This is a genomic window from Stenotrophomonas sp. Pemsol, assembly GCF_003586545.1.
Taxonomy (GTDB): Bacteria; Pseudomonadota; Gammaproteobacteria; order Xanthomonadales; family Xanthomonadaceae; genus Stenotrophomonas; species Stenotrophomonas sepilia.
On record NZ_CP025780.1, the window covers coordinates 3438200 to 3457137 of the forward strand.

An 18938-nucleotide genomic window follows, 5' to 3' on the forward strand; every position below is an offset into this window, starting at 1 on the left:
GCAACACTGGTCCCAAACAGAGCCCTACCGTAGCGCGATTTGATGACAGTGGCGAGCATGCTTTTCGGGATTCACAATCCCTTGGAATTCAAGCAATTACCTGGCAGAAACCGGCCGATTTCAGTCAAGCGGAGCTGAACGGGCCGTTCTGCAGACCCATTCAGGCCCGGAGACGTTGCCCGGTGTTCAGGCCCAGCAGCCCGACGGTGCTCAGAGCGCCGAACGCGGCGGCAGCGACCAGTCGATCGGGGCCTGGCCGCGGCGCTGCAGGTACTCGTTGGCCATCGAGAAATGCCGGCAGCCGAGGAAGCCACGATGGGCCGACAGCGGCGACGGGTGCGGCGACTTCAGCACGCGATGGCGACGGGTGTCGATGACCTTGCCCTTCTGCTGCGCATAGGCGCCCCACAGCATGAACACCAGGCCTTCGCGTTCGCGGTTGAGCACATCCACCACGTGATCGGTGAAGCCCTCCCAGCCACGTCCCTGGTGGGCACCAGCCTTGCCCTCTTCCACCGTCAGCACGGCATTGAGCAGCAGCACCCCACGTTGCGCCCACGGAATCAGGCAGCCGTGGTCCGGGCGCGGGATGCCGAGATCGCTCTCGATCTCCTTGTAGATGTTCAGCAGCGACGGCGGCACCGGCACGCCCGGCGGCACCGAGAAACTCAGGCCATGCGCCTGGCCGCGGCCGTGATACGGGTCCTGCCCGAGGATCACCACCTTCACCTGCTCGAACGGCGTGGCGTCGAACGCGGCGAAGATCTGCGGGCCGGGCGGGAACACCGCCGCGCCACTGGCCTTGCGCTGGCGCAGGAAGCTGGACAGCTCGCGCATCTGCGGCTGCAGCAGGTAATCGCCGACATGCTGCTTCCAGCTCGGTTCCAGCTGGATCGTCGGGGTGTCGGCTACTTCATCCATCATCGAATCAGGGGTCCATCGTTCAATCGGGCCAGGCGCAGCTGGAACAGCACCTTGGTGACCAGCAGCCGCTCTTCGATCGGCTTGAGCACCAGGTCATTGGCACCGGACTGCAGCAGCCCGGTCTGGTTGTGCGGGTTGCCGTCACCGGTCATCACCAGCACCGGCAGGCGGCGCTTGCCGTAACCGAAGTCCACGCGCACGCGCTGCACCACGTCGCGCCCGCTCAGTTCGCCCTTCAGGGTGACATCGGTCAGCACCAGGTCGATGCGGTGGCGGCTGCGGCCCAGCGACTCGGCAGTGAGCAGGGTGAATGCCTCTTCGGCGCTGACCACGTGCAGTACGTTCAGCTGCTGCCGCTCAAGCATGCGCTTGGTGGCCTCGGCCACCACGCGGCTGTCCTCGATGTAGAGGATGGTGGCGCCGGGGATGGTCTGCGGCTGCACATAGCCACGGATGAAGGTCGCCAGTGCCTCATGGCCCAGCGCCTTGTCGAAATAGTCGGTGACGTACTCGGTGAAGCGACGCTGCTCCAGGTGCTGCTGGGCATCGCCGGACACAACGATCACCGGCACATAGGCCTGGCCGGCGGCTTCGCGCACCATCCGCGCCAGCGCCAGGCCGTCGCCATCGCGCAGGGTCAGCGAGGTCGTCACCAGGTCCACCGGGCCTTGCGCCAGCGCCTGCTGCGCATCCTCGATGCTGTCGCAGCCGATCACCTCCACGCCCGGCAGGTCACGCTGCAGGACATCGGCGATCAGCTTGCGGACCAGCTTCGAACCATCGACCACCATCACCCGCGTCGCGGGCCCTTCAAGGTGCTTCAGCGCTTGCGGTTGCATGCCGGTCTCAGGTGTCGGTCGGGCGGGTCTGGCGGAGGAAGTGGCCGGTCACCAGCCAGGCGCCCAGCCAGCCCAGCAGCAGCGTGCCGACCAGGACCAGGCCGCCGTGCAGCAGGTCCAGGCCATGCAGCACGAACGGGCTGCCGTAGCTGCGCGAGAGTTCGGCCAGCGGCACGCGCAGGGCGGCACCGGCGGCGGCGATCAGGGCCAGCGCTACTGCGCCGGCGCCCAGCCCGTACCACGCGCCCAGGTACAGGAACGGGCGGCGGATGAAGCCATCGCTCGCGCCGAGCAGCTGCAGCACGCCGATCTCTTCGCGACGGGCCTGGATGTCAAGGCGCACCGTGTTGCCGACCACCAGCGCGGCGCCCACGCCGAGCAGCACCGACAGCACCTGCACCAGACGTGCACCGAACGCCAGCCAGGCGTCCAGGCGCTGGCGCCACAGCGCATCGTGCTGCACCAGATCGGCCTCGGGCAGGCTTTCCAGCGCGCGTGCCAGGCGTGCGTCGTCCTTGCCCTGGCCCGGGGTGATCACCAGCAGCGAGGGCAACGGATTGTCGTTGAGCGCATCGATCGCCTCACCGAGGCCGGCATCGCGCAGTTCCTGCAGGCCCTGCTCGGGTGTGCGCACATTCACTTCGGCCACGTCATCGCGGTCGCGCAGCTGGCCGGCCAGGCGAAGCGCACCGGGACCATCGATGTTGCCCTTCAGGAACACGTTGATGTCGCGCGACTGCTGCACGCTGCCGGCGAACTGCTTGAGGTTGTCCAGCGCGATCGACAGCCCCAGCGGCAACGCCAGGGCCAGCGCCATGACCATCACGGTCAGCAGGGTCGCCCACGGCTTGCGGCAGGCGCGGCCCAGGCTGAACACCACGCTGTGCACGTGGTGCTGGAACCAGACGCCCACGCGCGACGGGGCGGCGGCTTCGCTGTTTTCGTTCTTCGCCATCGGTTACTCCGCCAGGTCCTGCGGCGAGATGTCATCCACCAGCCGGCCGTGGTCGAGGATCAATACGCGCTTGCGCATGCGGCGCAGCAGCGGCAGGTCGTGGCTGACCACCAGCACGCTGGTGCCGCGCGAGGGCAGCTCGGCGAACAGGGCCATGATCTCCGCTGCCAGGGTCGGGTCGAGATTGCCGGTCGGCTCATCGGCCACCAGCAGCTTGGGCTCGCCGACGATGGCACGGGCGATGCCGACGCGCTGCTGCTCGCCGGCCGACAACTGCGAGGGCAGTGCCTTCTCACGATGGCCCAGGCCCATGCGCTCGAGCACTGAACGCACGCGCTTGTTGATGTCGCCACGGCGGGTACCACGCAGGATCAGCGGCAGCGCCACGTTCTCGGCAATCGAGCGGTCCATCAGCAGGCGGTGGTCCTGGTAGACCGCCCCCACCGCGCGTCGGTGGCGCGGCACGTCGCCGCCGCGCACCTTCAGCAGGTTGCGCTCGTCGAACACCACCGCGCCACGGCTGGGCCGCTCGTCGAGGTGGATCAACTTGAGCAGCGTACTTTTGCCCGCACCGGAATGGCCGGTGACGAACAGCATCTCGCCCGGCGCGACCTCGAAGCTGACATCGGTCAGTGCCTCGTGGCCACCGGCGTACTGTTTGCTGACATTGTCGAAGCGCAGGACACTCATGCCCCGATTATGCAGGACCGGCGCGACGGCGTGGAGATGGTCACGGGATCGGTAGTGCCGGCCGCTGGCCGGCACGCCCATGAAGCCACCCGACCAACGGTCGGGTGCTACAGGATCAGTTGCCCGACAGCATCCGGCGGATCTTGCGGCCGATGCGGGTCAGGAACGAATCGCCGGTATCGGCGGCGGTACGCACCGGCTTGGCCACCACCTGCACCGGGGTCACCGGGCTCGCGCCGTTGCCGGCGTTGGCCTGCACGCCCTCGGCACCCTCGACCGGACGGCCATGGCGACGACGACGGCGCTTGCGCGGCTTGTGCTCACCATCCACGGCACCTTCCGGTGCGCCTTCGGCGCGCGGCGGGCGCGGCGGACGCGGGGCCGTGGCGGCGGCGCCTTCAGCACCGGCGACCGGGGCGGCAGCGCCCTGCTCGCCTTCCACGCGCGGCTTGCGCGGGCCGCGCGAACGGCGTTCGCCGCTGCGCTCGCCGTCACGGCCACCACGACCACCACCACTGCCGGAACGACCGCCACTGCGGCCACCACCCCGACGCTCTTCCTCGGCGGCGCGGGCTTCGCGCGCTTCACGGAAGATCTGGCCGACGCTTTCGTTGTCCTCGCCTTCCTCGCCTGCAGCCGGGGCCGGGCGTTCCGGGCGCGGCAGCGGCGTCAGCAGTTCCTTGGTGACCGGCTCGGAGGGAATCTTCTGCTCGATGTAGGCCTCGATGTCCGGCAGGCCCATCGCGTAGCGTTCGCAGGCGAAGCTGATCGCATCACCCTCTTCGCCCAGGCGCGCGGTACGGCCGATGCGGTGCACGTAGTCTTCGGCATCGAACGGCAGGTCGTAGTTGTAGACGTACTTGATGCCGTCGATGTGCAGGCCGCGCGCGGCGACGTCGGTGGCCACCAGGATTTCCAGCTGGCCCTTCTGGAAGCGGTTGAGCAGGCTCTCGCGCTTCTTCTGCGGCACGTCGCCGGACAGCACGCCGACGCGATAGCCGGCCTTTTCCAGCGAGCGGGCAACGCGCTCGACGAACACCTTGGTGTTGACGAACACCATGGTCCGTGCGCCTTCGCTGCGCGACAGCAGGCCCAGCAGCAGCGGGATCTTCTCGTCGTCGGCCGGGAAGTAGATGCGCTGGCGCACGCGGGCAGCGGTGATGGTCTCGGCTTCGACCACCAGCTTCTGCGGCTCGTTCATGTGCTCGTAGGCCAGCTCCAGCACGCGATGGCTGAGGGTGGCGCTGAACAGCAGGGTCTGGCGGATGGTGCGTTCCGGCATGCGGCGCAGCAGGAAGCGGATGTCCTTGATGAAGCCCAGATCGAACATGCGGTCGGCTTCGTCGAGCACGCAGATCTCGCAGGCATGCAGCGAAACCACCTTGTGCTGCTTGACGTAGTCGATCAGGCGGCCCGGGGTGGCGATGATCACGTCCACACCCTGCTGCAGCAGCTCGCGCTGCTTGTCGTAATCCACGCCACCGTAGACCAGCGCGAAACGCAGGCCCAGGTCGGAACCGAACTTCACCGCATCCTTGTGGATCTGGATGGCCAGTTCGCGGGTCGGGGCGAGGATCAGGGCGCGGGGGTCTTCCGGCTTGCGGTCGGCCAGCGCCGGACGGGTCAGCAGGCGGTTCACGACAGCGACCAGGAAGGCCAGGGTCTTGCCGGTACCGGTCTGGGCCTGGCCGGCAACATCACCACCGGGCAGCGCGACCGGCAGGGTCAGCGCCTGGATCGGGGTGCAGCGGGTGAATCCGGCTCCTTCAAGGCCGGCCTGCAGGGCCGGATGCAGCTCGAAGGAGGAAAAGGTCAAATCGGTCAGCGGTTTGTCGCTCATGAGTCCGTCTTGGTATGGCCGCCGGCCCTTGGGGCGGCTGGCACTTCAGCGTCTAGGGGAACCGTCGCAAACTGCGGCCCCTGCGGCGGGTTGGCAGGCCGGGACCCCTCGGTCCGTGCGCCGCACAATGTCCCAGTTTAACGCACTCGGGCAGGCAAACCGGAATGCGGTGTCTCACGGCACCCGGAGACGCCACCTTCACCCAGCCACACTGGACTTGAACGGCCCGGTCTGGGGCGCTGGTGTCGCGCACTGCCAGCCCCATGTACAGGAGGACAGTGAAATCCGACACATACCGGGCATCGAAGCGATCACGATACGCTGGGTTCCAGACGGCGCCTGTCCCTGCCCCGCGATAGGGGTACACTGCCGGCCGTGAGCGTCCAGGCATCCCGCCGAACGCACCGCGGCAGTGCGCCGCGAGGCAACGACGAGGGTCGCGCCACCGGGCAAGGCCCAGTTCACCCACCTCCGGCATGGCCGGGTGCAATCCAAGACGAGAAACCAAGATGAGCGACAAGGTTGTACATGTCGGCGACGCCGACTTTGATAGCGCAGTGCTGAATTCCAAGGAACCGGTGCTGGTCGATTTCTGGGCCGAGTGGTGTGGCCCCTGCAAGATGATCGCCCCGGCGCTGGACGAGCTGGCCGATGCCTACCAGGGCCGCGCCAAGATCGCCAAGGTCAACGTTGACCACAACCGTGCGCTGGCCGCGAAGTACCACGTGCGTTCGATTCCGTACCTGGTCGTGTTCAAGGATGGCGAAAAGGTCGGCGAGCAGATCGGTGCAGTGGGCAAGGCCCAGCTGGCCGGCCTGCTGGACAAGGCCCTGGCCTGATCCTGCCGGTCTCCGGCAGCCGCCGAGCGCGGCTGCCGGCGGGCGCACCACGCCCATGATGAATGCTGTTCCCGGCGACCCTTGCATGGCGCCGCAGGCCGATGATAGTGTCGGCATATCCGGCCGCGTTCGCGTGCCGCACCCTCTGGACGCAGTTTCTTCCAGACCCATTCCCAACGTTCGCCGCCCCAGCCGGGCGCTCGCACCGTCAAGCGAGGAATAACGCTCTTGTCCGATAACACTTCCGAAACCGGCAGCGCTGATGCGCCCGCCGAAAAGCGCGTGCGCAAGCCCCGCGTGAGCAAGGCCGCCGCCCCGGCAGCCGCAGAAACCAGCGCCGCTCCGGCGCAGCCGACCCTGCCGCTGGCCGCCGCGCCCGAAGCACCGGCGCCGGCCGCAGCACCTGCGCCGAGCGCGCCCGCCGCCGAGGCCCCTGCCAGCAGTGGCGGTGGCGAGGGTAGCGAGGGCCGCGAATCCGGCCAGCCGCGGCAGCAGAATCACCAGGGGGGTGGCCAGAACCAGGGCCAGAACCCGTACAACCAGAACGGCCAGCAGGGCCAGGGGCAAGGTCAGGGCAACCGACGCGACCGCTTCCGCAACCGCCGCGACCGTGACCGTGACCGTGACCGCAACAATCGCTTCCGCGACGACGGCATGTCCAATGACGGCGGCGAACAGCAGCCGTTCGTGCCGCGCCCGCACGCCAACGTGCCCGAGGGCTTCCCGGTCTACTCGCTGAGCGACCTCAAGCGCATGCCGGCACAGAAGCTGCTGGAAATCGCCGAGCAGCTGCAGATCTCCGAAGGCGTGGCCCGTGCCCGCAAGCAGGACGTGATCTTCGCCCTGCTGAAGGTGCTGACCCGCCACGGTGACGGCGTCGCCGCCGATGGTGTGCTGGAAATCCTGCCGGATGGCTTCGGTTTCCTGCGCGCTGCCGAAGCCAGCTATCTGGCCGGCCCGGACGACACCTACATCTCGCCCAGCCAGATCCGCCGCTTCAACCTGCGCACCGGCGACCACATCTCCGGCCGCATCCGCTTCCCGAAGGACGGCGAGCGCTACTTCGCGCTGAACATCGTCGACACCATCAACGGCGAGCCGATCGAAGCGTCGAAGAACAAGGTGCTGTTCGAGAACCTGACCGCACTGTTCCCGCGCCGCCGCTTCACCCTTGAGCGTGGCAACGGTTCGTCGGAAGACATCACCGGCCGCATCCTCGATCTGATGGCGCCGCAGGGCAAGGGCCAGCGCTCGCTCATCGTGTCGCAGCCGAAGGCCGGCAAGACGATGATGATGCAGCAGGTCGCCACCGCCATCACCACCAACCATCCGGACGTGCACCTGATCGTGCTGCTGATCGACGAGCGCCCGGAAGAAGTGACCGAAATGCAGCGCACCGTGCGCGGCGAGGTCATCAGCTCGACCTTCGACGAGCCGGCCGCGCGCCACGTGCAGGTGGCCGAAATGGTCATCGAGCGCGCCAAGCGCCTGGTCGAGCACAAGAAGGATGTGGTGATCCTGCTCGACTCGATCACCCGCCTGGCCCGCGCCTACAACAACGTGGTGCCGAGCTCGGGCAAGGTGCTGACCGGTGGTGTGGACGCCAACGCCCTGCACCGCCCGAAGCGCTTCTTCGGTGCCGCGCGCAACGTGGAAGAAGGCGGCAGCCTGACCATCATCGCCACCGCGCTGGTCGACACCGGCTCGAAGATGGACGAGGTGATCTACGAAGAGTTCAAGGGCACCGGCAACAGCGAAGTGCACCTGAGCCGTCGTATCGCTGAAAAGCGCGTGTTCCCGGCCATCGACATCAACCGTTCCGGTACCCGCCGCGAAGACCTGCTGATCGAACCGGAACTGCTGCAGAAGATCTGGATCCTGCGCAAGCTGCTGCATCCGATGGACGAAATGGCCGCGATGGAATTCCTGCTGGACAAGATGAAGAACACCAAGTCCAACGACGAGTTCTTCGGTTCGATGAAGCGCTGATCCACGCCATTGCATTGAAGAGAACCTGCCGCCCGCTGCGGCAGGTTTTTTTTCGCCTGCAGGGCGACCTGTTTCACTTTGCCGCCGCTGACTTTTGGCGATAATTCGCCCCATACCCTGCCCGGCCCCAAGGGCGTGGCCACCGATTCCCGCTGTCGCCCCTTCCGGAGAACCGGTCGGGTCCAGCCTCCTGCCGGATCCGTCGACGCATGCGAACGCTGTCCCCCCGCCTCAATCTGGGCAAGCTGATCCTCGCCCTGGCCCTGCTCAGCGCCATCATCGCCCTGGCCAATACCCTGCTGGCCAGTTACCGCGTGCAGCGCGACCAGTTGGTCGGCAACACGCTGGAGGCCAACCGCGTCTATGCCACCAAGCTGGCCGAGACCACCCAGAATTTCCTGCTGGCCGCGCAGCAGGAGCTGGCCTACGCCGCCACCCGGCTCGGCCAGAATGATCTCGATCCGGCACAGGCCCAGGATGAAGCCAGCCGACTGCAGCTGCAGACCAACAGCTTCAACTCCTCGCTGGTGGTCGACGCCGACGGCCTGGTGATCGCCACATCGCCGCAGACCCTGCAGCTGCAGGGCGAGATCCTTCACAGTGCCGGCAACAACGCCGCACTGGCCGCGCGCCAGCCGATGATCAGCGATCCCTACCAGTCGACCACCGGCAAGCTGCTGGTCTCGCTGTCGCACCCGATCTTCGATCGCCAGGGCCGCTATCGCGGCTACGTCAGCGGCACCCTCTACCTGCGCCAGCGCAGTGCGCTGCACACGCTGCTGGGCAAGCACTACTACCGCGACGGCTCGTACCTGTACGTGGTGGACCGCAATGGCCGCCTGCTGTACCACGCCGATGGCAAGCGGGTCGGCGACTACGTGGTCGGCAACCCGGCGGTGAAGGCAGTCGTGCGCGGTGAACGCGGTGCGCAGCAGGTCCGCAACAACCTGGGCGTGTCGATGCTGGCCGGCTATGCACCGGTGCCGGCCACCGGCTGGGGCATCATCGCCCAGCGGCCGACCGAGGCCACGCTGCAGCCATTGTCACGGTTGATGACCGCGGTGATCTGGAATGCGATCCCGCTCGGCCTGCTGTCACTGCTGGTCACCTGGTGGTTCGCCCGTCGCATCTCGATGCCGCTGTGGCAGCTGGCGCGAAACGTGCAGGGTGGCGAGGACACCGGCAACGCGATCAGCCACGTCAGCGGCATCCGCGCCTGGTACTTCGAGGTGGCCCAGCTCAAGCAGGCCGTGCTGCACAGCTTCAACGCGCTGCAGGACCGCATCGGCACGCTCAGCCGCGCCAACCGTACCGATCCGCTGACCGGCCTGCTCAATCGCCGCGGCCTGCAGCAGGCGCTGGATGCGCTGCAGGTGCAGGGCATTCCGTTCGCGATCCTGGCGCTGGACATCGATCGCTTCAAATCGATCAACGACAGCCATGGCCATGACGTCGGCGACGCGGCCATCGTCCATATCGCCGACCAGATGCGCCGCTACTCGCGCGACAGCGACATCCTCTGCCGTGCCGGCGGCGAGGAATTCCTGCTGCTGTTGCCGGGCATCAGCACCGACTCTGCGCGCCAGGCCGGCGAGCGCCTGCGCCAGCACATCGCCGATCATCCGTTCGAGCCGGTCGGCACCATCACCGTGTCACTGGGCGTGGCCCACTTCCCCAGCTTCCACGTCGATGCCGAGCAGGCACTGCGGCTGGCCGACAAGGCCCTGTACATGGCCAAGGAACAGGGCCGCAACCGGGTGGTGGTCTACCCGTACGCGGACTGAAAAGCGGCCGGCCTGGCCGACCGCTTCAGCGCGCCGGGCTCAGCGCTGCGCCAACGGTGTCAGCAGGCGCAGGCCGCGCTGGGTGCCATCGACCATGTACACGCCCCCGGCAGGCAGCAGATCACTGCCCACCTGTTCGACGGCATCCGGCTTGCGCCACGGTGCGGCCTGGCGCGGGCCGGGGATGTAGGCACGCCAGCGGCCATAGCGCTCCGGCTGGGCATTGCCGTTGCTGCCGGTGTCGCTGTTCAGGGCGAAGTTCACCGGCACGCGTACGGTCCAGAAGTCGCGCGTGCTGTTCTCGCCGGTCGTGGGCGGGACGAAGGTCCACTTGCGCGCGCCGCTGATGCTGGCCTTGGCGAGCAGGTCGCGCATCTTGGCCAGGGTCCGCTCCGGCGCGACCACGGTCATGTTCACCTGTTCGGCAATGACGTCGGCCACGGTCCCGTCGCGGGCCACTTTGACCAGCAGCAGCACATCACCCTGCCCGCCACTGCGGAAGACATCCTCGGGGTAGCGCGGTGGCGGCATGTTCTTCCGGGTCACCGAATCGGTAGCCTTCGGGTCATACTCACTGAAGTCGACACTGGTCATGCTGACCTGGTAGCTGCCGTCGTCCTGCTGCTTGCCACGCAGGCGCACCCGCAGTGGTGCGTGGACCGCCACCGGCTTGCCATCGCGCAGCGTCGGCTCGAACTGCCATCCACGGATGGTGCCCTCCACGAACGATGCAATACCCGGTGCGAGCATCGCCTGCTGGTCCAGGACCAGCGCGCTGACCGAGCCGTCGGCCGCCACATCGATACTGCCCGACAGCGCCATGCTCATCTCGGCGGTGGCGCGCACGGCGCGCGCGTTCTGGGCGACGGCCTCGGATGGCAGCAGCGGGGCACCTGCGGAGAACGCCAGGGCCAGCGCAAGGAACAGGGGGGAACGCATCATTGCCGGATCCGTGGTGATGAAGTGAGCACCGAGCGTACCGCAGTCCTGACCGGACCGGCACGTGCTTCACGCCACGCCGTTCAGGCCAGGCGATGGGCCGCCGCGTAGGGCGGCGTATCCGGATAGTTCCCCTCGGCGAAGCGCGCCTGCAGGTCCTGCCACCACGCCGGATCGAACAGGTGCCGGTAGTGCTCCCTCACCGCCGCCAGTTCGCTGGCGGGCAGGCCCATGAACGGGCCGAAGCGCTCGGGAAACACGTCGCGTGGACCGACATGGAACCAGGGTTCATCGGCCATGGCTTCCTCCGGCGTACGCGGCTGCGGCCATGCGCGGAACACGCAGTCGCTGACCAGGCACAGCTCGTCGTAGTCGTAGAACACGGCCCGGCCATGCCGCGATACGCCGAAGTTCTTCGGCAGCATGTCGCCGGGGAAGATGTTGTTGCGCGCCATGTCGGTGATCGCCTGCGCATAGTCGAGTACCGCTGCGCGCACCGCCTCGCCACCCTGCTCGCGCAGGTACAGGTTCAATGGCCGGAAACGGCGCTGCACGTAGCACAGTGCGACTTCCACATGGTTGCCATCGACCCGCACGGTCTGCGCGCATTGCTGCAGCAACTCCTCCAGCAAGGCCGGTGCGAAGCGATCGCGCGGGAAGCGCAGGTGGCGATACGGCTGCGCATCGAGCAGGCGGCCGACACGGTCGAGGTTGAACACCAGCGCGTACTTCTCTTCCACCTGCCGCCGCGACATCGCCTTGGGCCAGGTGAAGCGGTCGCGGATCAGCTTGAACACCAGCGGATAGCTGGGCAGGGTGAACACCGCCATGACCATGCCCGGCGTGCCTTCGGCGGGCACCAGCCGCTCCTGCGGATGTTCGTTGAAGTGGCGGAAGAAGGTGCGGTAGCGCTCGGTCTTGCCTTGCTTGGCACGGCCCAGCACGGTGTAGATCTCATCGATGGGCTTGCCCGGCAGCAGGCTGCGCAGGAACACCACCGCATCGCCCACCGTGGCAAGGTCGGCCTGGAAATAACTGCGAGACACGCCGAACAGATGGGCGACGTCGCGGCGCCGGGTCAGCACCGCGTCGGCACGCAGTCCACGCTCATCGTTGACCAGTGCGATCACGCAGGGTGAGAAGCGGTGCTCGCCGAACACGCGGCCCACCAGATAGGCGCGGCGCTCGCGATAGAACACGGTGTCGAGCAGCTCGATGCTGCGCACCGGCGTATCGCCCCAGTGGGCCAGATCGTCCTGCAGGCGCACGGCGATGGCCGCCGCGCAGCGCAGCTGGTGCGCATACGGAATGTCGAAGCGGTAATCGGCCAACACGCGCTGCAGGGCCTCCACCGGCCGCGTGGGTGAAACCGCGTAGGTATGCCGCGCAACCGGATGGGTGATCGCATCGGACGGCTCGACGTCAAAGGCGATGAACTCCAGCGCCGGGTCCACGCCACGGGTGGAAAACAGGCGCCGCGACAGCGTGTTGTAGAAGGTCTTGTACAGTTCGGCATCGATCAGCCCCCGCAGCAATGCGCTGTAGCGTGCATGCACCTGCAGCCACAATGCGCGCTCCCCGATTGCTTCGCCGGCAAGGCGCCGCAGTGCATCCATCTGTTCGGCTATGCACAGGTCGTACAGCGCGATGCGCTCGACTGCATCCTGGCGCGCAGCCGCCCAGTCGCGCTGCTCGAAACGCTGCCGCGCACGAGCGGTGATCGCCGCAAAGCGGGCGTGGTACTGCTCGAAGCCAGCGTGGATGGCGCCAGCGATGCGCGACGCCAGCTCGGCATCGATATCAGGCTCGGACATGCAGGACTCAGCCGGGAGGACCGGCTTCACCATACGCTGGCGTGTGCAATGGCGTCGAGTGCGAAGGTAGTGCCGGCCGCTGGCCGGCAGCACCTGGACCGTCGATGGATCGATGCAGACGCCGGCCAGCGGCCGGCACTACCGGCTCAGATCGCCAGTTCGGCCTCCACGTCCTGCACCTTGCGTCGGGCCAGTGCAAGGTTGGACTTGGTCCGGTCCAGCACGATGTAGAAGAACAGTCCCTTCTTCTTCGCGACCGGTCGCATGATGTGGTACGCCTTGCCCAGTGAGATCAGGATATCCTCGATGCTGTCATTGAGGTTCAACGAGGCGGCGGTCTTCATCTTGGCCCGGATCACTTCGGTGTTGCCGGCAGCGGCCACCTCCATGTCCATGCCGGCACCGGCTTCGCCCAGCAGCATGCCGCTTTCGTAGTCGACCAGCGCCACTGCCTGCGCGCCGTCGATGCCCATCAGTGCGTTCAACGATTCATTCAATCCAGCCACGTCGCACCCCTTGTCGATGTTGGTTCGAGCCCCTCGTTCCCCTGCGGCCGGGCTCACGATCCGCCGAGTTCGGCCAGGATCGCCTGGCCACATTCCCTGCTCTGCCACAGCACCTGCCCGATCACGCTGCGCTGGTCGCAGGCCGCCATCAGCAGCAGCGGCGCACGCCCTTCGGCCTGGATTGCCAGCATCAGCACCTTCCCGCCCATCGCTTCCAGCATCAGCGTCTGCAGATCGCCCAGCACCAGTTCGCGCCCCACCGCTGCGGCCAACGCCAGCATCGCGCTGGTCATCGCCGCCAGCCGTTCGCCGCGCCCTTCGGCACCGGCGCTGACCAGGGCAAAACCATCGACGCTGGCCAGCACCACCGTGCGGACGCCTTCCACCCGCTGCTGCAGGTCCTGCAGCAGCGGCTGCAGGCGCTCACGCTGGCCCGCATCGGGCAGTACCGCCATCTGCCCGTCACCCATACGCGGCCACCAATGCGTGCGCTTCCATTTCGCTCATCAGTACATCCATCAGCAGCAGTCCCTGTTCGCGGTCACGGGCATCGACGGCCAGCAACGGCAGCGGCTGGTCGTCGAGGCAGGCGTGCGTGGCCCAGTCATCCAGCGCCGCCTGTGGGGCCTGGTCCAGGTGGGTGACGGCCACGACCAGTGCCAGGGATGATGCGAACGGCTGCAGCACCTGCAGGTAGTCCTGCAGCTCGCTGGCAATGCCGGCGCGACGTGCATCCAGCAACAGCACCGCGCCCCGTGCACCCTGTAGCAGGATCGGCCACAGGAAATCGAAACGCTGCTGGCCGGGCGTTCCGTACAGACGCAGGCGTTCTCCGTTGGGCAGGCCGATGTCCGCATAGTCCAGCGCGACGGTGGTGGAGGCCTTGTCGGCCCCGAAACGATCACTGTTGGCCACATCAGTATCGATCACTGCGCCCGCAGCAATGCTGCGCACCAGCGTCGACTTTCCGCTGCCCATGCCGCCCAGCACCACCACCTTGTGCTCACGCATTGCGCTCACTCCCGCGCAGATGCCGCCACAGGCGGGCAAGCAATCCGTTGTCGGTGCGGGTGCCACCGGTCGCCATCATCGCCGCCGCGGGGGCGGCCTGCAGCTGCGCGTAGCCACACAGGTAGGCCGCGTGGATGAAATCGCGAACGGCCGCCGCCGGCAGCTCAAGCAGCATCGCGCATTCTTCAACCGTACAGGCGCGCTTGAGCAGCAACGAGCACAGGCGGAAACCATCGTGGTCGTGCCCCAGTACGCGGAAATCCGGCCAGCGCAGCAGCTTCACCGAAGCGCCGCGCAGGCGTTCGTCCAATGCCTGCCAGTGGCGGCTGCGTTGCGCCCATTGCCACAACAGCGGCCGCAGCGGCTGGCGTGGTCGCTCACCAGCCAGCGCCTGCAGGCGCGCTGGCGTCAGTGCATCCAGCTGCAGGCGTTCGAAAGCATCGGCCAGGCGCTCCACCAGCGCGCTCGCGGGTTCCTGCAACAGCACGGCCTGGTCGTGCTCCAGATCCATCAACAGCAAAGGTTCGCCCGCATCACTCAACAGTGCCTGGCCATGGCGCAGCGGCAACCGCTCGCGCAGCAGGCGGGTGATGGCGTGTGCGCCATCGGCCAGACGTATCAGTGCGGGTGCGGGCATGGCCAGGGGCTCCGGTGCCAACTGCATGCGACGCAGCGCGCGGCCGATGGCACCGTCGTCGAGCACATCCTGCTGTCCGTCGCCGTCGCGCAGTTGGCCGCCGTTGTCCTCTATCCAGCATTGCAGGCGCGGTCGTTGCTGGCGCATGCGCTGGGCCGCGTTGCGCAGTGCCGGGGTATCGCGGATGACCAGCAGGTCGCAGTCGTCCAGGTCCTGGCTGCGGCGGACCTGGCCGTCCGGCAGTGCCGACGCCAGGCGCAGCCGTTGCAGCAGGGCCTGCTCGCCCTGGATGTCGGTTCCCACTACCAGCACGCGTGCCATCTGTGTTCCCCGAGCGACCACCTCCCCGGTGGTCTCGCGTCGCCAAGGCTAGGGCATCGCCAGCGGCAGCCGTCGTGATCAACTGCTCAGATCGGGAGCGGTTGCAGGCGGTGTCCGATCGGTTCTGCGACGGCTATCGCGGGCAAGTTTCATGCCCCGTTGACGGCATTCCGACAGCCGACGGAAGTCACGGTTTAATCGCCTGGGGTCAGATCACTTTTGCGTGGCAAAAGGGATCTGACCCCAGAGCCAAAAAAGAAACCCGCGCCGAAGCGCGGGTTCCGGGGTCACGGCCGAACGGCGACGGATCAGCCGCGCAGCAGCTCCAGCGCGGCGTTGAAGGTCGCGCTCGGGCGCATCGCCTTGCTGGCCTTGGCCACGTCCGGACGGTAGTAGCCGCCGATGTCCACGGCCTTGCCCTGCACTGCGATCAGCTCGTCGACGATCTTCTGCTCGTTGTCGGTCAGTGCCTTGGCCAGCGGGGCGAAGCGTGCCTTCAGCGCGGCATCCTCGTCCTGCGCGGCCAGGGCCTGCGCCCAGTACAGGGCGATGTAGAAGTGGCTGCCACGGTTGTCGATGCCGCCGAGCTTGCGCGACGGCGACTTGTCGTTGTCCAGGAACTGGCCGTTGGCTTCGTCCAGCGCCTTGGCCAGCACGCGGGCGGCGGCGTTGTCATAGCGGTTGCCCAGGTGTTCCAGCGACGCAGCCAGGGCCAGGAACTCGCCCAGCGAATCCCAGCGCAGGTAGTCCTCTTCGACGAACTGCTGCACGTGCTTCGGGGCCGAACCACCGGCGCCGGTCTCGAACAGGCCACCACCGGCCATCAGCGGCACGATCGACAGCATCTTGGCGCTGGTGCCCAGCTCCATGATCGGGAACAGATCGGTCAGGTAGTCGCGCAGCACGTTGCCGGTCACCGAGATGGTGTCCTCGCCCTTGCGGATGCGGTCCAGCGAGAACGCGGTGGCTTCCACCGGCGGCAGGATGCGGATGTCCAGGCCGTTGGTGTCGTGGTCCTTCAGATACTGCTCGACCTTGGCGATGACCTGCGCGTCGTGGGCGCGGGCGGCATCCAGCCAGAACACGGCCGGGGTGCTGCTCAGGCGGGCACGCTCGACGGCCAGCTTGACCCAGTCCTGGATCGGCGCGTCCTTGGTCTGGCACATGCGCCAGATGTCACCGGCCTCCACGGCGTGCTCGAACACCACGGTGCCGGCATCGTCGGTGACCTTGACCACGCCATCGGCAGCGATCTGGAAGGTCTTGTCGTGCGAGCCGTACTCCTCGGCCTTCTGTGCCATCAGGCCGACGTTGGGCACCGAACCCATGGTGGCCGGGTCGAAGGCGCCGTGCGCCTTGCAGTCGTCGATGACGGCCTGGTACACGCCGGCGTAGCAGCGGTCCGGAATGACCGCCTTGGTGTCCTGCAGCTTGCCTTCGGCGTTCCACATCTTGCCGGAGTCGCGGATCATCGCCGGCATCGAGGCGTCGACGATGACGTCGCTCGGCACGTGCAGGTTGGTGATGCCCTTGTCCGAGTTGACCATGGCCACGCCCGGGCGCTGTGCGTACTCGGCAGCCAGGTCGGCTTCGATCGCAGCACGGGTGGCTTCCGGCAGCGACGGCAGGCGCGCAGCCAGGTCACCGATGCCGTTGTTGGCGTCGAAACCGGCCTGCTTGAGCACGTCGGCGTGCTTGGCCAGCACGTCCTTGTAGAACTCATTGACCGCCACGCCGAACATGATCGGGTCGGAGACCTTCATCATGGTCGCCTTCAGGTGCAGCGAGAACAGCACGCCCTGGGCCTTGGCATCGGCGATCTGCTCACCGAGGAACGCGGCCAGCGCCTTGCGGCTCATCACGGCGGCGTCGACGATCTCGCCGGCCTTGACCGCGGTCTTTTCCTTCAGCACGACGGTGCTGCCGTCGTTGCCATGGAAGGTGATCTTCAGCGAACCGGCGTTGCCCAGGGTGGCCGACTTCTCGCTGCCGTAGAAATCACCGGCGGCCATGTGCGCGACGTGCGACTTCGAATCGGCCGACCAGGCGCCCATGCGGTGCGGGTGCTTACGCGCGTAGTTCTTCACCGACAGCGGTGCACGGCGGTCGGAGTTGCCTTCGCGCAGCACCGGGTTCACCGCGCTGCCCTTGACCTTGTCGTAGCGCGCCTTGTAGTCGCGCTGCTGGTCGTCGGCCGGGGTTTCCGGGTAATCCGGCAGCGGATAGCCCTGGTCCTGCAGTTCCTTGATGGCCGCCTTCAGCTGCGGCACCGAGGCGGAGATGTTCGGCAGCTTGATGATGTTGGCGTCCGGGGTGGTCGCCAGCTGGCCCAGCTCGGCCAGGTCGTCGCTGACCTTCTGCGCGTCGGACAGCAGTTCCGGGAACTGCGACAGGATGCGGCCGGACAGCGAGATGTCACGGGTTTCCACCACGATGCCGGCAGTGGCGGTGTAGGCGTCAACGATCGGCAGCAGCGACTGGGTGGCCAGGAACGGGGCTTCGTCGGTCAGCGTGTAGAGAATCTTGGACATGGGGGACTTGGACTCTGTAGCAATGCTCAGGGGAAGGCCGGCGCCAGCGCCGGGCCACGTGCAACCGTGTCGCGCGCGGGGTTGGCCCCCGCGCTTTCCCCCGTCGCCGTCAGGGTGGGCGCGCGGCGGGGAAACCCCTGCATTGTCGCGTTTTCAGCCGCGCGGGGCAAAGCCACGCCATACGCGGCGGTACTGCATGCCGGCAACGCTGTGATCCATCGACGCCTGGATGAAGCCGACCATCATCCAACAAAAAAGGACGCAGCCTCGCGGCTGCGTCCATCGTGAGCCCTGCCGGGAGAGAGTCGGCTGGACTTACTTGACCTCGAACTCCTGCGGCGTTCCGGCCGCCTTGCCATCGACGGTGACTTCGGCGCGGTACTTGCCGGCCGGCCAGCCCTTTGCATTCTTGAACGTGACGTTGGTGGTTTCCGCACCGCTGGTGTTCAGCGTGGCATTCTGTTCGCCGGCCACCTGGCCGTCCTGGTAGGTCAGCTTCGCGCCCACGGCGACGTTGTTGGCAGCACCGTCGGTCTTGACCGAGACGATGATGTCGTCCTTCGGCGCGAACAAAGCCGTCGTCGCAACCGACTTGTCGGCGGCTGCGGTCTTGCCGACCGTGACCGACGAGACGCTGACAGCAGCGGCTTCGGCCATCGGCGGCGGCGCGCCGGTCATCGGGGCCGGTGCTGCCGGTTCGGCCGGAGCAGTCGCTGCCGGAGCGGCATTGTTGTCGGTCGACTCTTCTTTCTTCTTGCAACCGACCAGGGCGACGCTGCCCAGCAGGGCGGCGATCAGGGCGGTCTGGAGCGGGGTGGTCTTGATCATTCGGGGTTCCTCCCAGGGATTGTCGGACGGCGTTCTGGCCGGCTTACTTCGGCGGCAGTTTCAGGGTCTGGCCCGGGAAGATCTTGTCCGGGTCATCAAGCACATCGCGGTTGGCTTCGAAGATCTTCTTCCAGGCATTGGCGTCGCCCAGATGCTGCTTGGCGATCTTCGACAGCGAGTCACCCTTCTGCACGGTATAGGTGCCGCCGCTGACAACGTCTGCGGTGCTGTCCACCGAAGCGCTGACGCCGGAGAAGTCCGCCTTCGGTGCCTGTTCGGCGGTACTGTCGACGCTGCTGCTGACGCCGGAGAAATCGGCTTTCTTCTCGGTACTCATCCACAACTCCCGTCTGCATGACTACGTGATTGGCACGGTGCCATGGCGGTTGTTAAATGGGGATGGTGCAGATGTGAAGCCGCCCCCGGGGGCGGCTGAACAATCGGGAGAGACGGTGTCCGGTCGTGCCGGCCGCTGGCCGGCTTTCCCTTGC

Annotated in this window: 17 protein-coding genes; 3 read left to right on the forward strand and 14 right to left on the reverse strand. The window is 67.1% G+C overall.

Going from position 1 to position 18938, the window contains the following annotated elements; genetic code table 11:
* Positions 1 to 210: 210 nt before the first annotated feature.
* The 5 genes from ung to rhlB form a co-directional block, all read right to left on the reverse strand.
* Positions 211 to 924 carry a uracil-DNA glycosylase gene (gene ung, locus PEM_RS15795; protein WP_005419723.1) on the reverse strand — a complete coding sequence of 238 codons (714 nt, stop codon included), beginning with the start codon at positions 922 to 924 and terminating at the stop codon, positions 211 to 213.
* Complete coding sequence (locus PEM_RS15800; RefSeq protein ID WP_005411271.1) at positions 921 to 1763, reverse strand: response regulator; 843 nt, start codon at positions 1761 to 1763, stop codon at positions 921 to 923. Before PEM_RS15800 ends, ung begins: the two co-directional genes overlap by 4 nt.
* A 7-nt stretch (positions 1764 to 1770) precedes the next feature.
* Positions 1771 to 2718 carry a permease-like cell division protein FtsX gene (gene ftsX / locus PEM_RS15805; RefSeq protein ID WP_111128660.1) on the reverse strand — a complete coding sequence of 316 codons (948 nt, stop codon included), beginning with the start codon at positions 2716 to 2718 and terminating at the stop codon, positions 1771 to 1773.
* A gap of 3 nt (positions 2719 to 2721) precedes the next feature.
* A complete protein-coding gene (gene ftsE, locus PEM_RS15810) occupies positions 2722 to 3408 on the reverse strand; it encodes a cell division ATP-binding protein FtsE (protein WP_005419728.1) in 687 nt (228 codons plus the stop codon).
* A gap of 115 nt (positions 3409 to 3523) precedes the next feature.
* Entirely contained in the window at positions 3524 to 5248 is a 1725-nt protein-coding gene (gene rhlB, locus PEM_RS15815; RefSeq protein ID WP_065178837.1) for an ATP-dependent RNA helicase RhlB, read from the reverse strand.
* A gap of 509 nt (positions 5249 to 5757) precedes the next feature.
* Between rhlB and trxA the strand changes: the two genes are divergently transcribed.
* The 3 genes from trxA to PEM_RS15835 all read left to right on the forward strand — a co-directional run bounded on the left by trxA (position 5758) and on the right by PEM_RS15835 (position 9860).
* Positions 5758 to 6087, forward strand: a complete 330-nt coding sequence (gene trxA / locus PEM_RS15825; RefSeq protein ID WP_005411275.1) for a thioredoxin — start codon at positions 5758 to 5760, stop codon at positions 6085 to 6087.
* Between the two features lie 228 nt (positions 6088 to 6315).
* Positions 6316 to 8076: a transcription termination factor Rho gene (gene rho, locus PEM_RS15830; protein WP_119706124.1), complete on the forward strand. Its 1761-nt coding sequence runs from the start codon at positions 6316 to 6318 to the stop codon at positions 8074 to 8076.
* Between the two features lie 209 nt (positions 8077 to 8285).
* Positions 8286 to 9860: a sensor domain-containing diguanylate cyclase gene (locus tag PEM_RS15835; protein ID WP_005419756.1), complete on the forward strand. Its 1575-nt coding sequence runs from the start codon at positions 8286 to 8288 to the stop codon at positions 9858 to 9860.
* Between the two features lie 39 nt (positions 9861 to 9899).
* Here the strand turns inward: PEM_RS15835 and PEM_RS15840 are convergent, their stop codons facing one another.
* The 9 genes from PEM_RS15840 to PEM_RS15880 all read right to left on the reverse strand — a co-directional run bounded on the left by PEM_RS15840 (position 9900) and on the right by PEM_RS15880 (position 18784).
* Complete coding sequence (locus PEM_RS15840) at positions 9900 to 10802, reverse strand: TonB-dependent receptor (protein ID WP_065196831.1); 903 nt, start codon at positions 10800 to 10802, stop codon at positions 9900 to 9902.
* An 80-nt stretch (positions 10803 to 10882) separates the two neighbouring features.
* On the reverse strand, positions 10883 to 12613 hold the full coding sequence (aceK, locus tag PEM_RS15845; RefSeq protein ID WP_111128663.1) for a bifunctional isocitrate dehydrogenase kinase/phosphatase: 1731 nt from the start codon (positions 12611 to 12613) through the stop codon (positions 10883 to 10885).
* A gap of 146 nt (positions 12614 to 12759) precedes the next feature.
* Complete coding sequence (locus PEM_RS15850) at positions 12760 to 13119, reverse strand: hypothetical protein (RefSeq protein ID WP_005419760.1); 360 nt, start codon at positions 13117 to 13119, stop codon at positions 12760 to 12762.
* Positions 13120 to 13172: 53 nt separating this feature from the next.
* Positions 13173 to 13589, reverse strand: a complete 417-nt coding sequence (locus PEM_RS15855) for a roadblock/LC7 domain-containing protein (protein ID WP_005419762.1) — start codon at positions 13587 to 13589, stop codon at positions 13173 to 13175.
* The gene (locus PEM_RS15860) at positions 13582 to 14130 is read right to left on the reverse strand and encodes an ATP/GTP-binding protein (RefSeq protein WP_111128664.1); all 549 of its coding nucleotides are present in this window, start codon (positions 14128 to 14130) and stop codon (positions 13582 to 13584) included. Before PEM_RS15860 ends, PEM_RS15855 begins: the two co-directional genes overlap by 8 nt.
* Entirely contained in the window at positions 14123 to 15088 is a 966-nt protein-coding gene (locus PEM_RS15865) for a hypothetical protein (RefSeq protein WP_053498307.1), read from the reverse strand. Before PEM_RS15865 ends, PEM_RS15860 begins: the two co-directional genes overlap by 8 nt.
* A gap of 308 nt (positions 15089 to 15396) precedes the next feature.
* Positions 15397 to 17619: an NADP-dependent isocitrate dehydrogenase gene (locus PEM_RS15870; RefSeq protein WP_111128666.1), complete on the reverse strand. Its 2223-nt coding sequence runs from the start codon at positions 17617 to 17619 to the stop codon at positions 15397 to 15399.
* Positions 17620 to 17934: 315 nt separating this feature from the next.
* Positions 17935 to 18447, reverse strand: coding sequence for a hypothetical protein (locus PEM_RS15875; RefSeq protein WP_072169182.1), 513 nt, complete (start codon positions 18445 to 18447; stop codon positions 17935 to 17937).
* A gap of 43 nt (positions 18448 to 18490) precedes the next feature.
* Positions 18491 to 18784, reverse strand: a complete 294-nt coding sequence (locus tag PEM_RS15880) for a LysM peptidoglycan-binding domain-containing protein (protein ID WP_049410686.1) — start codon at positions 18782 to 18784, stop codon at positions 18491 to 18493.
* Positions 18785 to 18938 lie beyond the last annotated feature (154 nt).

Bases quoted from the DNA above. Each gene is read 5' to 3' on its own strand.
- aceK (WP_111128663.1), bottom strand. From the start codon at position 12,613: ATGTCCGAGCCTGATATCGATGCCGAGCTGGCGTCGCGCATCGCTGGC.
- PEM_RS15865 (WP_053498307.1), bottom strand. From the start codon at position 15,088: ATGGCACGCGTGCTGGTAGTGGGAACCGACATCCAGGGCGAGCAGGCC.
- ung (WP_005419723.1), bottom strand. From the start codon at position 924: ATGATGGATGAAGTAGCCGACACCCCGACGATCCAGCTGGAACCGAGC.
- PEM_RS15870 (WP_111128666.1), bottom strand. From the start codon at position 17,619: ATGTCCAAGATTCTCTACACGCTGACCGACGAAGCCCCGTTCCTGGCC.
- rhlB (WP_065178837.1), bottom strand. From the start codon at position 5,248: ATGAGCGACAAACCGCTGACCGATTTGACCTTTTCCTCCTTCGAGCTG.
- PEM_RS15880 (WP_049410686.1), bottom strand. From the start codon at position 18,784: ATGAGTACCGAGAAGAAAGCCGATTTCTCCGGCGTCAGCAGCAGCGTC.
- PEM_RS15840 (WP_065196831.1), bottom strand. From the start codon at position 10,802: ATGATGCGTTCCCCCCTGTTCCTTGCGCTGGCCCTGGCGTTCTCCGCA.
- PEM_RS15800 (WP_005411271.1), bottom strand. From the start codon at position 1,763: ATGCAACCGCAAGCGCTGAAGCACCTTGAAGGGCCCGCGACGCGGGTG.
- PEM_RS15860 (WP_111128664.1), bottom strand. From the start codon at position 14,130: ATGCGTGAGCACAAGGTGGTGGTGCTGGGCGGCATGGGCAGCGGAAAG.
- PEM_RS15855 (WP_005419762.1), bottom strand. From the start codon at position 13,589: ATGGGTGACGGGCAGATGGCGGTACTGCCCGATGCGGGCCAGCGTGAG.
- ftsX (WP_111128660.1), bottom strand. From the start codon at position 2,718: ATGGCGAAGAACGAAAACAGCGAAGCCGCCGCCCCGTCGCGCGTGGGC.
- PEM_RS15875 (WP_072169182.1), bottom strand. From the start codon at position 18,447: ATGATCAAGACCACCCCGCTCCAGACCGCCCTGATCGCCGCCCTGCTG.
- trxA (WP_005411275.1), top strand. From the start codon at position 5,758: ATGAGCGACAAGGTTGTACATGTCGGCGACGCCGACTTTGATAGCGCA.
- ftsE (WP_005419728.1), bottom strand. From the start codon at position 3,408: ATGAGTGTCCTGCGCTTCGACAATGTCAGCAAACAGTACGCCGGTGGC.
- PEM_RS15835 (WP_005419756.1), top strand. From the start codon at position 8,286: ATGCGAACGCTGTCCCCCCGCCTCAATCTGGGCAAGCTGATCCTCGCC.